The sequence below is a fragment of the Thermococcus barophilus MP genome (assembly GCF_000151105.2).
Lineage (GTDB): Archaea > Methanobacteriota_B > Thermococci > Thermococcales > Thermococcaceae > Thermococcus_B > Thermococcus_B barophilus.
On the sequence record NC_014804.1, the window covers coordinates 1609749 to 1623444 of the forward strand.

A 13696-nucleotide genomic window follows, 5' to 3' on the forward strand; every position below is an offset into this window, starting at 1 on the left:
TAAGTAGGTTGACTAAGATTTATAAAACTTTTCACATTAGTGATAAGGTTTAAAGTTTAGCGCCAAGAAGTGGTTATTGAGGTATCAAGATGGATCCTGAAAAATTCTATGAATTCCTCAATTGGCATATGCATTCATACGATGAAAATACAGGGAGAATATTTAAGAAGAATCACAATTTGCACATTAATGAATTTCTGGAGGGTTAAAGATGCTCGCAAAGCTATTCAAAAAGCCGGAGGATTTTGAGGTTAATAAAGCCATTGAGCTGGTTTCTTCAAGAAAAGCTGGAGGTATTGCAATCTTCTTAGGTAAAGTTAGAGAGGAAAGCCATGGACGAAAAGTGAAAAAGCTGATTTATGAAGCCTACGAGGATATGGCACTTAAGGAAATGGAAAAGATAAGAAAAGAAGCAAAAGAGAAGTTTCCAATTGAAGAAATCCTGATATGGCATCGTTACGGAGAACTTGAAGTCGGGGAGAATACAATATTGATCGTCGCAGCAGGAAAGCACAGAAGAGAAGCATTTGAAGCCTGTATGTGGGCAGTTAATGAAGTTAAGAAGAGAGTCCCAATATGGAAGAGGGAAGTGACTGACGAGGGTGAATTTTGGATAGAGGGAGACAAGATTATACCCGCAGGATAGTTATTGCACGCTTATGTACTCTCCATTTTTTGCAAACTAATATAAGTAGTAAGAAAAATCCGAATAGAAAAAGTATATATAGTCCCTTTTTGAACTATTTTTCGGTGAAGCTGATGGAGAGGATAGCCAGTGCAAACATCTCTCAACCCGAGATACAGAGATCATGGAACATTGCAACCATTGCAAAACCACCATGGGCAAACTACTCTCACTCAGGAAAATTAGAGCGGCTTATCCTACAGCTCGGACAGGGAAAAGGAAAATTTTCCGAAATTACCGGTATTCCGAGATCTATTGGATGTATTGGAAATAACGAATTCATACTAAGGCGAGAACCACTGAGTGTTGAGAGGATAAAGGAAATAATTCGGGAATTTTACTTCGCCAATGGAAGGGAGCTGTACCTTACAAATTACGACAGCGTCGAATATCTCATCAGCGTTGCAAGGCATGCAGCTGCAATTGGCATTAAAGAAGTATACGCAGTCGTAAGAATCAAAGATATCGAAAAAATAATTCCAGAAGATGATGTTAGAGTAATAGTAGAGCTTGAATACTCCAAAGAAAACTTGAAAAAACTGAAGGAGTTAAAGTGGGTGCATGGAGCACTAATAATGATAGAACCAGAACAATATGCAGAGTTCATCAAAAGCAAGCCAGAATTTGATGGGGAAGTTTATGTGGATCTTCTCTACCCCGGATCATTAAGGCACCTCAAGTTCAATGTAATAGAGGTGAAGCGAGTACATTCTGCAACTGCCAACAAGTACCACGACTGTCTTGCTGGAACCCTTACGATAACTGCCGATGGTTATGCTCTGCCTTGTCCCCTCTTAAGAAACTTCATAGTTGGAGATGCAAAAAGGGAAACAGTTAAACAGCTCCGGAGAAAGAAGAGACTGAAAAACTTCTGGAAGCTCACAAAAGATGGAATTGAAGAATGTAAACTGTGTCCATTTAAGTATCTCTGCCATGACTGCAGAGCTCTTGAGTATCAAGCAAGCGGAGACATCTTTGGCATTGAATACTGCAATTTAGAATTCTAAAATCGATCTATATCCACTTCCATCCTTTTTTACTCTTTCTGCAAACCTATAACTTGGTTCAATTCCTTCCAATAAATCAAAATAATAAATTGCAAACTTTTTAACATATCTACTGAATTCAAATATTTTAGCCCCAATATCCTCTTTTGATGAAAAGTACCATTCAATAAGATACCCCTGAGGTTTTAAAACACCGATGAGAATTTCATAGTTTTTAAACTTTTCAAGAAGCTTTTCAGAAAGTTCATCAGCTATCCCACAAAAACCCCTATCGTATGCAGTCATGTCAACCAAGGCAGAATATCTTCGGATTATCCCTGTTTCTTCAAGTCTTTTAATCATATATCTTATTGTAGGTCTGGACTTTCCAAGAATTTCTGACATCTTTGTTGGGCTCGTTCTGGCATCATATTTTAGTATGTCCATCAGAACAGCATAGTCATAACTTAGATTCCACTCTCCAAACTCCTTGGGCTTTTCAGGATAAGCTCGCACTTCATAGTACTCATAGTCATCTGAATATCTTGAAAGCAACTCATCGATTAATCCTGTTTGGTCTTTTGGTACATGAAGAACTGCAGAAATTCCATTCTTAAATCCAAATATCGCAGCAATTGATGGTATAAATGGATTTTTTGACATCTCTGATGCAACTCTCCTTATCTCCTCTCGCGGAACTGACAAGAATGCGACATAGCTTTTTAATCCAAGCTTTGCGATATCATAGATAGCAGAAACATGAACGTATTTGCCGTAATACTTGTTATAGAGCCTTTTAAGTTTATAATAATCTATTCCCTCCCTCTTTGCTATCTTCAGGAGGCTTTCTCTTGGAGACTTCTCCAAGATCTCGGCGAGATACTCAACTTCCTCGATCTTTACCTCACTCATCCGACCCCACTAAGAAAAAGTTTTATGCCCTCGGAATTAAATTATTTTTGGTGATGGTTATGGTTAAGATTGAGGTTGTTGACATCGAAAAACCAGAAGGTGTTGAATGTATAATCGGACAAGGCAACTTCTCAATATTCACAGTTGATGATTTAGCGAGAGCATTATTAACAACCGTTCCCGGGATTAAATTTGGAATAGCCATGAACGAAGCAAAGCCACAGCTGACAAGATATACCGGAAATGACAGGCAACTTGAAGAGCTTGCTGCGAAGAATGCTGTAAAAATTGGAGCTGGACACGTCTTTGTAATTTTAATGAAAAATGCATTCCCAATAAATGTGCTCAACACCGTTAAGAACCATCCTGCAGTTGCCATGGTCTATGGAGCAAGCGAAAATCCAATGCAAGTTATTGTTGCAGAAACAGAACTGGGAAGAGCTGTGTTAGGAATCGTTGATGGTAAAGCGGCAAACAAAATTGAAACAGAAGAACAGAAGAAAGAGAGAAGAGAACTCGTAGAAAAAATAGGATACACTATCGACTGAAAATATCTGTCCTGTATGTAAATTTTATGTCAAATATTTTTCCTCTTTTTGTTATCCCAAGATACTTTATTGCCCCTTCCATTGATATTTCAAACACTGTTGTTTCTCCATTAGCAAAATGTAAAAACAAGAACTTTTCAATATTTTGGGTATCCATAGCCACTTCACTTTCAACTATGCTCTTACCGGGAATTAGAATTGAATCAGTAACAGTTGTTCCGAGGGTTATGTTATTTGCCCTAAACTCATAAGTTGGAAATTGGACTAAAATAGGAGATGTGGAATTGTTGATATATGTGAGTTTCATTCTGAGCGTTCTCCCATCCCACGTAACTCCTGAGAACTTTACCGAAGGATACCGAAGCCTATAATACCCAACATTTTCTTTTCTTCCCGGAAACTCCTTATTAATGATCTCGATGAAAGGATTTGAAGAAACATCAGCAACCTTTGAATGAACATAAATAGGTGCCTTTACCGGTCCAAATTCCACAATAATCCTGCCCCTTACATAGAGCGTGGAATGCCATCTATGGGTTGCATAGTAATAAAACCACTCCTTCAATGTTTCAGTTGGGATCTTTCCCTCATATATAACCACATTCTTGGAACCTCCAGCTAACACTCCAGAAGACGTACGTACAACAGCCAGGGGATGGTCATCATAGTATAAAGTGAGATTATGGGGAGCATATCTAACATCTAATGTTATGGGATTTGAAACAACTAAGCTCATCCTGAAGACAACAGAATTGTCTGAAACTCCAATAAGATTCAATCTAACCTCCGAGACATAAGCTGAGGCTATGTAATCCCCAGCCTTGTAATATATACCAACAAGCACCATCAGCAGTAAAATAAGCACCACTGCCTTCTTCATTTTAGTTGCCCAAACTTTTATTTTGGGATTATGGTATTTAACCGTTATTGGTGATAGATAATGAAAATAGTGTTCATAACTTCAAACAAAGGTAAAGTTAAGGAAGCTCAGAAGTATTTTGACTCCATAGGAGTGAATATTGTACAGCAAAAAATTGAGTATCCAGAAATCCAGGCAAAAGAACTGGAAGAAGTCGTCAAATTTGCCATTGAATGGCTCAAAGATAAGATTGACAAACCGTTTTTCATAGATGACTCGGGGCTGTTTATTGAAGCATTGAATGGATTTCCGGGAGTTTACTCCGCATATGTTTTCAAAACTCTCGGAAATGAGGGCATTTTAAAGCTTATGGAGGGAGTTAAAAACAGAAAAGCATACTTTAAAAGTGTTATCGGATATTATGATGGGGAGATACACATTTTTAAAGGAATAGTAAACGGGAGAATTGGATATACAAAAAGAGGAAATCTCGGTTTTGGATTTGACCCCATATTTATTCCAGAAGGGTTCACTAAAACTTTTGCCGAAATGACAACAGAAGAAAAGAACAAGATATCCCACAGGGGTAGAGCATTAGAGGCATTTTCAAAATGGCTAAAGGAAAACCTTATATAATGGTTAAACGACAAATGGAATAGCTCAAGAGTTGAAGAAATGACAATACCGTGAGGGGTTAGGATGGGAGAGGTTTTGGACAAAATAGATTTGAAACTTTTGGAAGAATTAAAAAAGAATGCAAGAGAAAACATAGCGGCACTGAGTAAAAAGCTTGGAATACCCAGAACAACTGTCCACTATCGCATAAAGAAACTTGTTGAAGAAGGAGTTATAGAGAAGTTCACCATAAAACCAAATTACAAAAAGCTAAATTTGGGAACTACAGCGTTCATTTTAGCACGTTATGATCCAGATTCTGGACTCACCCAACGAGAGGTAGCTGAAAGAGTTGCAACCATTAATGGAGTTTATGAAGTCCATATAATTGCCGGAGAGTGGGATCTATTAATAAAGGTTAGAGCGGCATCGGCTGAAGACATCGGAAAAATAGTAATCGACAAATTGCGGGAGATAAAGGGGATAGATCAAACAGTTACAATGGTTTCATTCGTTACGGTAAAAGAAGACGTATAAGGGCGATGATTAGCGTTCTCCTTTCTGATTTTATGATGATGCGAGGAATTGTATGAGCCCGCCCAAACTTGGTTAACAAACTCATAAAAGCGTGTAACTTTGTCAGTAAAGTTTCTGTTAAAATTATGGTGGGGGCGCGGGGATTTGAACCCCGGTCCGCGGGTTTCTCCGGGTCAGAGCTCCAAAGGCTCATCCCCAATCAGCAAACCCGCCTGTCTTCACACCTCTGGAGCCCGCGATGATGGACCAGGCTACACCACGCCCCCATGTTCAATACTCCTTTACCAGTGTACCAACTTATAAGCTTTATGCCTGGGCGGAAATTTTATTAACTTTAACTTACAAAAATATTTGGTGAGCACCATGAGTGCTATAATGATTGGTCAAGACAAATTTAAGATCAGCGAAGATGAGGTAGCAAAGAGAGAGCTCAAAGTCATTAAGGTCAGTGACGACGTTATACAAGTACAGGAAGAAATTCATGGAATTATAGCTCTTGTAGGTGCAACAAGCACCGTTAATATCAAAAAAGAAGAGCTCAAAAACCTGATCAAAGTAGTGAAAGAAGAATTTGGATGGACCGATATCTGCGAATGAGGCAAAGTAAAAATCTCAAAATAATTTTTATTTTTCATAATCAAAACTATGCTAAACTTCTTGATTTTTGTTGGATTTATGTATCATTTGTAGTGATACATCTTTGCATTAACAAAATTTTATAAGCTTAAAATAACTTATAAATTACTTGGTGATGAAAGTGGCAGTTGGAGAAAAGATAACAATTAGCGTAATAAAAGCAGATATTGGAGGATGGCCAGGACACCACAAGGTTCATCCAGCATTGATAGAGAAAGCCAGAGAGATATTATCTAAAGCAAAAGAAGAGGGAACAATCATAGACTTCCACGTCACATACTGTGGTGACGATCTACAACTGATAATGACGCACAAAAAAGGAACCGACAGCCCAGATATCCATGGACTTGCATGGGAAACATTTAAAGAGGCAACAAAGACAGCCAAAGAACTCGGTCTTTATGGAGCTGGCCAAGATTTGCTTAAAGATGCATTCAGTGGAAACATCAGGGGAATGGGACCTGGAGCGGCAGAAATGGAGATAACAATAAGAAAAAGCGAGCCAATAGTAACTTTCCACATGGATAAAACTGAACCAGGAGCATTTAACCTCCCAATATTCAGAATGTTTGCAGATCCTTTCAACACTGCAGGACTTGTGATCGATCCAAACATGCATATGGGCTTCAGATTTGAAATTTGGGACATCAGAGAACACAAAAGAGTAATAATGAATTCTCCAGAGGAAATGTATGACATTCTGGCATTGATTGGGGCAAAATCCAGATATGTAATAAAAAGAGTATTCCCCAAGGAGGGACATAAACTCCCAAAGGATGAACCAGTTGCCGTCGTTTCTACAGAGAAGCTCTATGAAATTGCCGGCGAGTATGTTGGAAAAGACGATCCCGTCGCAATAGTGAGGGCACAGAGTGGTTTGCCAGCTCTTGGAGAGGTTCTTGAGCCCTTTGCATTTCCACACTTGGTAAGTGGCTGGATGCGTGGAAGTCACAACGGACCAATAATGCCCGTACCCCTCAAATACGCAACCCCCTCAAGGTTCGATGGACCCCCAAGAGCTGTAGCTTTGGGGTGGCAGATAAGCCCAGAAGGAAAGCTGATCGGCCCAGTTGATCTCTTTGACGATCCAGCATTTGATTGGGCAAGACAGAAAGCATTAGAGATCACCGAATACATGAGAAGGCATGGACCCTTTGAACCGCACAGATTACCCTTAGAGGAGATGGAATACACCACATTGCCGGGGGTTCTTGAAAAGCTCAAAGACAGATTTGAACCCCTTTAAAGCTCTTGCCGCTTTTTTATTTTACGTACTTATCTGTACATGCCCTCAGAATCTTTTTTATGACAAAAACCTTAAATAACTCTTTTTTTAAATTAACACCCAGAGTGATACGGAGGGATAAGAATGAAATTCACAACCCTCAAAATTAACCTGAAAACCAAAGAAATCAGCATGAATGAAATACAGCAGGAAGGAATCTACGGAATAATTGACTATGCCCTCTATCTTCATGATGAAGTCTATAAAACATATGAACTCGATCCCTACGACCCAAAAAATATTACCGTCTTTGGGAAAGGACCATTCGCAGGATCGGTTTTGCCTGGAGCCCACAGACTTGTATTCATCTTCAGATCACCACTCTATGGAACCCTCTTCCCATCAACAATGGGCGGGGCAGCATACATTTTTCAGAGAGTTGGTGTGGACTTCGTAGTTCTTGAAGGAAAAAGGGATAAACCAACCATTATCCTGTTGCAGGGAGACGGAGAAAACGTTAGTGTTGAGCTTCATGAGATGGAGCTTGAAAAGCTCTTACAAATCTGGCGTAGCTATAAAGGGGAAGAGGGAGTCTATGCACTAACTGAATATCTTATTGAAAACTTCAAAGACAAATTTGACGAAGAATTTAGAATCGCCTGCGTAGGACCAGCCTCACTTAACACCAACTTTGGAGCAATATTCTCACAGACTTTAAAAAATGGAAAGCGTGTAGAGGGAAGCGAAGACTGGGCAGCTCGCGGCGGTCCTGGAAGTGTTCTGCTCAGGGCACATAATGTTGTGGCAATAATCTTTGGAGGAAAAGCCAAAAAAGAGTTCCCAGGTGAGAACATAGGGGATATAAAAGTCGCAAGACCCATAGTCGAAGGAGTTCATAAAAAGCCCATGTTTCAAGTTATTGGAGAAAAAACAACCAAGTATCGCTATAATCCAAAGCTGAAAACCGGCGGAACATTCGGAGGAAACTATCCAGCTGAAGGTGACTTTGTCCCAATTTTAAACTGGCAGATGCCCTACATTAACAAAGAAGAGAGGATTAAAATCCACGAGAACATAATGAAGCACTACTGGGAGCCTTTCAACAAGGAAGCAATAGAAACCAAAAACTGGACAACCTGTGGAGAACCGTGTCCCGTTGTTTGCAAAAAGTTCCGCAGAGGCCACCACGTTGAATATGAGCCATATGAAGCCAATGGACCATTAAGCGGGAGCATTTACATCTATGCAAGCGATATAAGTGTCCATGCAGTCGATGCTATGGGTTTTGATGCCATCGAGTTTGGTGGCTTAGCCTCATGGGTTCTTGAGCTTGTCTATAGGGGGTTACTCAAGCCAGAGGAAGTGGGATTAAGTGGCAAACCAGACTTTACAAAAGATGATCTGATTCTAAAGCCCGTTGAAGCGAGTGAAAAGAACGCAAGACTTGTTGCAGAATTGGCTCATAAGGTAGCTTTTGCAGAAACAGAAATTGCCAAAATCCTTGGCTTAGGAAAGAGGAAAGCAAGTGCAATACTTGATGAGAAGTTCAAAGATAGGCTGAAATATGGGGAAAGCTTCAAGGACTATGCAGTCTTTACACCTCTTGGCGAAGATGGAGAAATCTGCCCGACAATGTATTGGGCTATAGGAAATTACATTCCACTACCAATCCAAGGGAGGTACTGGACATTTTATCAGTTTGGCGTTTTCCTTGAGCCAGAAGAGTTAGCAAGCAAAATAGTGGCAAGTGCCTTGTATGAGTTCTGGTATGACAATGTTGGATGGTGCAGATTCCACAGGGGATGGATGAAGCCAGTTCTTAAAGCTCTCTTCCTCGAAGCCTATGGCGAGAATGTTGACATGGAGGAACACGCAAAGAAAGTCATAAGAAAGCTCATAAACTATGCAAAGAAAGCTGGTTACGAGCCTGTATTCTGGGACAGCATGAGGGTCGTTGATTTGGTTGCCGCTGGTGCTGAAGAGTTTGGAAACGAAAAGTGGGCAGAAAAGTTCAAGGAAGACAAAGTTGGCACTGCAAAAGAATACCTCAAGAGAGTACTTGATACTTACAGCGAAATTTTGGGAGTTGATTGGACGATCTAAATTTTCTATTTTTGTTTTATCCATCGAAGTGGGGGTGATATTCATGAAGTTGAAAGAACCAATTATTGCAATCAATTTTAAGACGTATGCCCAGGCCACTGGAGAAGGAGCCTTGAGAATTGCAAAAGCTGCCGAAAAAGTTTACAAGGAGACAGGAATAACAATTGTAGTTGCTCCACAGCTTGCAGATCTTTATAGAATAGCTCAAGAGGTTGAGATTCCAGTCTTTGCCCAGCATATTGACCCAATAAAGCCTGGCAGTCATACGGGTCACGTTCTACCAGAGGCTGTCAAAGAAGCGGGAGCCGTTGGAACTCTGTTAAACCATTCAGAAAACAGAATGATTTTGGCTGATTTGGAGGCTGCAATCAGGAGATCTGAAGAAGTTGGCTTGATGACAATGGTCTGTTCAAACAACCCCAAGGTTTCAGCAGCTGTTGCTGCATTAGACCCTGATTATGTTGCTGTTGAGCCTCCAGAGCTCATAGGAACCGGCATACCGGTGAGCAAAGCAAAACCTGAAGTCATTACGGACACAGTTGAGCTTGTTAAAAAGGTCAACCCGAATGTAAAGGTTCTCTGCGGTGCGGGAATTTCAACAGGTGAAGATGTAAAGAAGGCGTTAGAGCTCGGAACAGTTGGGGTCCTCTTAGCAAGCGGAGTTACAAAAGCAAAAGATCCAGAAAAAGCAATTTGGGATTTAGTTTCCCTGATTGTTTGAATCTTCTCTGTTTTTAATGCTTTTTTCCTTGAGACATGTTATGTTCCTTCAATAACTATCAAATCAGCCTCAATATCTTCAAGAGATGAATTCCAGCCACCAACCACATACTTTTTCCCATCTTTAGTCTCAACGGTGATATTGGAAATAACTTTAGCTTTATCCTCATAATAATCCACTATCCTACCTTCAATCTCTACAGGCTCCTTGCTTTTAACAAACTTTCCTATGATCCTAACTTTTGAGTTTACCAAGTTAAAAAGCCGTATATCCCTGACCAACTTCCTTATGTGGATGTATTCCCTTGGAAGGATGAGCTTTCTTTCTTCTTCATACACTGTCCTTCCAGTGGGCCAGAGAGCATGGTAGAAGTACCTGTCAAACATGAACAGCAAATTCTCGTCTTTGATTATCATGGCATAGCCATGAAGGCCAGAAGTTTTTGAGTTTAATGCTTCACTTGGAGCATAAATCCCAGTTTCCTTATCTTGGATCAGGATAAAGGGATCCGGAACTTCCCTAATCTTAATTTTATGAGCAACTGGAGGTATTTCACCAACGCCGTATACAAATAGATCTATCTCAACCCCCATTTTTTTCTTTTTTATTAGATCGTCTTGAATTCTCTTCAAGAAGGAAATTGGAAGGGCAAGAGAGATGTGTCTCTTTGCGTTTTTGATCGCATCCTTTACATATTTTTCAAATGTTATCTTGCTTTTCACGACAATTATGTTGCCTATCTCCCCATCCCTCGGATTGTAAATCTCTTTCAACATTTCTTTTACCAGGCTAACTTTTCTGACGTATTTACGTTCAATCTCGGAGAAAACCTTTTCTGGATTAACTGCAACCACTTTTTTAGGTCTTCCACCGATTGTTATCACGAATCCCTTCCCCATAAGAGTTCTAATTACGTCATATATCCTCGGCTGGGGAACTTTTGATAGAGTTGCAAGCTCACCTGCAGTTAATGGGCCTTCCTTTATTAGAGTAAGGTATGCACTAACCTCATACTCGCTGAATCCAAGTTCTCTGAGGAGACCCTTAAGCTCTTTTTCGCTCATAGTATCCCTCAGATTATCGCTTTTTCAGTGCTCTTATCAAAAACATGAATGTTGTCAAGGTCAATGATTATATCAACAGGCCTTCCAAGCTCAATTGGTACATGTCCCGGTATTTTAATTTTTATAATTTTCCCTCCAACTTTAGCATGAATTATTGTGTCTGTTCCTAATGCCTCAACAAAGTCAACTGTACCTTTAATCTTAGCTTTCCGTTTAACATGGAGAACCTCTGAAATTCCCTCAACGGTCATGTGTTCGGGCCTTATTCCAAATACGACCGTTTTATTCACATAATCCTTCAAAAATTCTCCCAAGTCCTCTGGAAGCAGAATTTCAAACCCTTCCCCTTCAAGGGCAATGCCTTTGTCAGTTTCTTTAACAGTTACATCCATTAAGTTCATCTCTGGAGCTCCAATAAAAGTCGCAACAAATATTGAATTAGGCTTAGAATAAACCTCAACAGGAGGCCCAACTTGGAGGAGCTGTCCTTTGTTCATAACCGCAATTCTGTCCCCCATTGTCATTGCTTCAACCTGATCGTGGGTAACATAGATAGTTGTGACCTTAAGCTTCTCTTGAAGCTTTTTGATTTCAGCACGCATCATGACCCTAAGCTTTGCATCCAAGTTTGAGAGAGGTTCATCCATTAAGAGAACATCGGGCTCAACAACGATTGCCCTTGCAACTGCAACCCTCTGCCTCTGACCACCACTTAGCTGTGCCGGATACCTGTCCAAAAGTTCCTCTATTTGAAGAAGCTCGGCAGCCCATTTTACCCTCTTGTCGATTTCTTCCTTTGGATACTTCTTTATCTTCAAGGGGAAAGCGATGTTATCATAAACAGTCATGTGTGGCCACACAGCATAGCTCTGGAAGACCATTGAAATGTTTCTGTCCTTGGGCGGCAAATATGTAACGTCTCTATCCCCAAACCATATTTTGCCGCTTGTGGGTGTTTCAAGACCTGAAATCATCCTGAGTGTTGTGGTCTTACCACAGCCACTTGGCCCCAATAGGACCAAAAATTCTCCATCTTTTATCGTCAGGGTTAACTCATTTACTGCCGTGAAATCTCCAAACTTCTTCGTTATTTTTTCCAACCTTACTTCAACCATGGTAACACCTCACTTGAGCGTTATACCCCACATGCTTACGAGGTATTTTCTTGCGAAGAATATGAATATCATGGCTGGAAGGGTCATTATGAAGGCTGCAGCGAATTTATAATATGGAGGCGCTGCTCCTCCACTCGAACCTGCCATTATTGACAGTATCTGAGCAGGTAAAGTCCTGTTTTTAAGAGTTAATATCGACGCAACAAAAACCTCGTTCCAGCTCATCACAAATGTAAACATTGCAGCGGCCGCCAAGCCTGGAAGCGCTAATGGTAGTGTAATCCGGAAAAAAGCACCAAGCCTTGTTACACCAAAGACCATTGCTGCCTCCTCAAGCTCTTTGGAAACACCTGCAAATATGCTTGAGGTTATCAGCACAACGAAAGGTAATGCCATTGCAGTGTGAGCCAATGCAACCCCAAGGAGAGTATCTATAAGGTTAAGCTTTATGTAAAGCACAACCAATGGAATTGCCATAACCGGAATTGGAAACATTCTGAGGGCTATTATTGACAGCTTTATTGTATCTTTTCCCGGAAAGATGAACTTCGCTATCGCATAGCCCGCGGGTATACCGAGGGAGAAGCTTATGATAATGGTTAATATGGCAACTATAACGCTATTTTTAATCCCATCCCATGCTCCAAGAGTAAAGAGCAGAGTCTTGACCCACTGGGTTGTGTAATGTGTTGGAATGACCTTTTGGGGATCATAATAGTCAAGTTTTGAAGAAAAGGCATAGAGGATTGACACAATTATTGGAAGCACTATCCATACAACGATTGTAAACAGGAAAGAGTATAAGAGCAGTTTCTTCAGCATAAATCTTGTTTTGTCGTTCATGTTCTCACCTCCAAGTACTCAGCCTTGAGGAACTTAACGTACATGGCACCCAAGAGGATTGAGAGAGCTGCTATAGTAAGGGCATATATTGACGCCACCCCGTAGTCTTTTATGAAAGTGAGCTGATAGAATCCTTCCCCAGCCAAAACTGGTATGTCTCTGCCCGCAAGTATCCATACCACACCGAACACCTGCATTGCGAAGAGAGTTCTTATGATCAGAGCACTCTGAATTGAAGGTTTAAGCAAGGGAATTACTATTTTTCTCATTCTTGTCCAGTAATCAGCACCAAAGACTTCCGCTGCCTCAAGATATTCCTTGCTTATCATTTGCAGACCCGCAAGGATAATAACGAAGACAATTGCCGTTGCCCTCCATAACTCCTCAATAACTATTGCAAGGAACTCCATATTTCTATATTCGTATCCAAAAAAGTGTATAGGCTGGGTTATTAAACCAAGATTAAGAAGAAGTTTGTTCAAAAATCCAGCATCGGTAAGCATGGTATACCAAATCAGACCCCCTGCAACATCACTTATTGTAAGAGGGATTATCAAGGCGTAAAGAGCAAGATCTTTACCCTTAAATGTCCTATTCATAACAACAGCCAATATAAGAGCCAAAAAAAGCTGGATAGGTATGATCACAACAGCAAGGGCGATTGTATACTTTAAAGCCTGCCAGAAGTAGGGATCACCAATAGTTCGTCTAACATTGTCAAGGGTAAAATGTCCATTTTGAGTAAACGCCAAATATAACGCCTGAACAAGCGGATATCCGATGAAAAAAACAAGATACAAAACGGCGGGCAAAAGTAAAAGATAGGGGAGGCGAAGCTTCATGCCAA

The 13696-nt window shown here is 40.5% G+C and carries 15 protein-coding genes and 1 tRNA gene; 9 read left to right on the forward strand and 7 right to left on the reverse strand.

The annotated features are described in order from the left end of the window. Nucleotides 1–211: 211 nt before the first annotated feature. Together TERMP_RS09015 and TERMP_RS09020 are read left to right on the forward strand one after the other, a co-directional pair. Nucleotides 212–646: a molybdenum cofactor biosynthesis protein MoaE gene (locus TERMP_RS09015; RefSeq protein ID WP_013468095.1), complete on the forward strand. Its 435-nt coding sequence runs from the start codon at nucleotides 212–214 to the stop codon at nucleotides 644–646. Nucleotides 647–759: 113 nt separating this feature from the next. Next, nucleotides 760–1692, forward strand: coding sequence for an SPASM domain-containing protein (locus TERMP_RS09020; protein ID WP_013468096.1), 933 nt, complete (start codon nucleotides 760–762; stop codon nucleotides 1690–1692). Here TERMP_RS09020 and TERMP_RS09025 read toward each other — a convergent pair. After that, nucleotides 1681–2583: an Lrp/AsnC family transcriptional regulator gene (locus TERMP_RS09025; protein WP_013468097.1), complete on the reverse strand. Its 903-nt coding sequence runs from the start codon at nucleotides 2581–2583 to the stop codon at nucleotides 1681–1683. The genes TERMP_RS09020 and TERMP_RS09025 overlap by 12 nt on opposite strands. A gap of 59 nt (nucleotides 2584–2642) precedes the next feature. On the opposite strand from TERMP_RS09025, the gene TERMP_RS09030 reads away from it, so the two are divergent. After that, the gene (locus tag TERMP_RS09030; protein WP_013468098.1) at nucleotides 2643–3131 is read left to right on the forward strand and encodes an adenosine-specific kinase; all 489 of its coding nucleotides are present in this window, start codon (nucleotides 2643–2645) and stop codon (nucleotides 3129–3131) included. On the opposite strand, the gene TERMP_RS09035 is transcribed toward TERMP_RS09030, so the two are convergent. After that, nucleotides 3121–4011: a hypothetical protein gene (locus TERMP_RS09035; protein WP_013468099.1), complete on the reverse strand. Its 891-nt coding sequence runs from the start codon at nucleotides 4009–4011 to the stop codon at nucleotides 3121–3123. The two genes, TERMP_RS09030 and TERMP_RS09035, sit on opposite strands and share 11 nt — an antisense overlap. A 60-nt stretch (nucleotides 4012–4071) precedes the next feature. On the opposite strand from TERMP_RS09035, the gene TERMP_RS09040 reads away from it, so the two are divergent. Together TERMP_RS09040 and TERMP_RS09045 are read left to right on the forward strand one after the other, a co-directional pair. Further along, the gene (locus tag TERMP_RS09040) at nucleotides 4072–4626 is read left to right on the forward strand and encodes an XTP/dITP diphosphatase (protein ID WP_013468100.1); all 555 of its coding nucleotides are present in this window, start codon (nucleotides 4072–4074) and stop codon (nucleotides 4624–4626) included. 63 nt (nucleotides 4627–4689) lie between these two features. Next, nucleotides 4690–5142, forward strand: a complete 453-nt coding sequence (locus tag TERMP_RS09045) for an Lrp/AsnC family transcriptional regulator (protein ID WP_013468101.1) — start codon at nucleotides 4690–4692, stop codon at nucleotides 5140–5142. 126 nt (nucleotides 5143–5268) lie between these two features. Here the strand turns inward: TERMP_RS09045 and TERMP_RS09050 are convergent. Continuing rightward, a tRNA-Trp gene (locus TERMP_RS09050) sits at nucleotides 5269–5408 on the reverse strand. A gap of 97 nt (nucleotides 5409–5505) precedes the next feature. Between TERMP_RS09050 and TERMP_RS09055 the strand changes: the two genes are divergently transcribed. The 4 genes from TERMP_RS09055 (at nucleotide 5506) to tpiA (ending at nucleotide 9827) form a co-directional block, all read left to right on the forward strand. After that, a complete protein-coding gene (locus tag TERMP_RS09055) occupies nucleotides 5506–5739 on the forward strand; it encodes a hypothetical protein (RefSeq protein ID WP_013468102.1) in 234 nt (77 codons plus the stop codon). A 160-nt stretch (nucleotides 5740–5899) separates the two neighbouring features. Next, the gene (gene fbp, locus TERMP_RS09060; RefSeq protein ID WP_013468103.1) at nucleotides 5900–7024 is read left to right on the forward strand and encodes a fructose-1,6-bisphosphate aldolase/phosphatase; all 1125 of its coding nucleotides are present in this window, start codon (nucleotides 5900–5902) and stop codon (nucleotides 7022–7024) included. Between the two features lie 123 nt (nucleotides 7025–7147). Continuing rightward, nucleotides 7148–9106 (forward strand): glyceraldehyde-3-phosphate:ferredoxin oxidoreductase, encoded by a 1959-nt coding sequence (gor, locus tag TERMP_RS09065; RefSeq protein WP_013468104.1) that lies wholly within the window; start codon nucleotides 7148–7150, stop codon nucleotides 9104–9106. A gap of 43 nt (nucleotides 9107–9149) precedes the next feature. Continuing rightward, on the forward strand, nucleotides 9150–9827 hold the full coding sequence (gene tpiA, locus TERMP_RS09070) for a triose-phosphate isomerase (protein ID WP_013468105.1): 678 nt from the start codon (nucleotides 9150–9152) through the stop codon (nucleotides 9825–9827). Between the two features lie 38 nt (nucleotides 9828–9865). On the opposite strand, the gene TERMP_RS09075 is transcribed toward tpiA, so the two are convergent. Genes TERMP_RS09075 through TERMP_RS09090 form a run of 4 tightly spaced genes read right to left on the reverse strand, consistent with a single transcriptional unit; the run spans nucleotide 9866 to nucleotide 13691 of the window. Beyond that, nucleotides 9866–10891 (reverse strand): TrmB family transcriptional regulator, encoded by a 1026-nt coding sequence (locus tag TERMP_RS09075; protein WP_013468106.1) that lies wholly within the window; start codon nucleotides 10889–10891, stop codon nucleotides 9866–9868. Between the two features lie 8 nt (nucleotides 10892–10899). Then, on the reverse strand, nucleotides 10900–12006 hold the full coding sequence (locus TERMP_RS09080; protein WP_013468107.1) for an ABC transporter ATP-binding protein: 1107 nt from the start codon (nucleotides 12004–12006) through the stop codon (nucleotides 10900–10902). Nucleotides 12007–12015: 9 nt separating this feature from the next. Further along, nucleotides 12016–12849, reverse strand: coding sequence for a carbohydrate ABC transporter permease (locus TERMP_RS09085; RefSeq protein ID WP_013468108.1), 834 nt, complete (start codon nucleotides 12847–12849; stop codon nucleotides 12016–12018). Continuing rightward, entirely contained in the window at nucleotides 12846–13691 is an 846-nt protein-coding gene (locus TERMP_RS09090) for a carbohydrate ABC transporter permease (protein WP_013468109.1), read from the reverse strand. Before TERMP_RS09090 ends, TERMP_RS09085 begins: the two co-directional genes overlap by 4 nt. Nucleotides 13692–13696 lie beyond the last annotated feature (5 nt).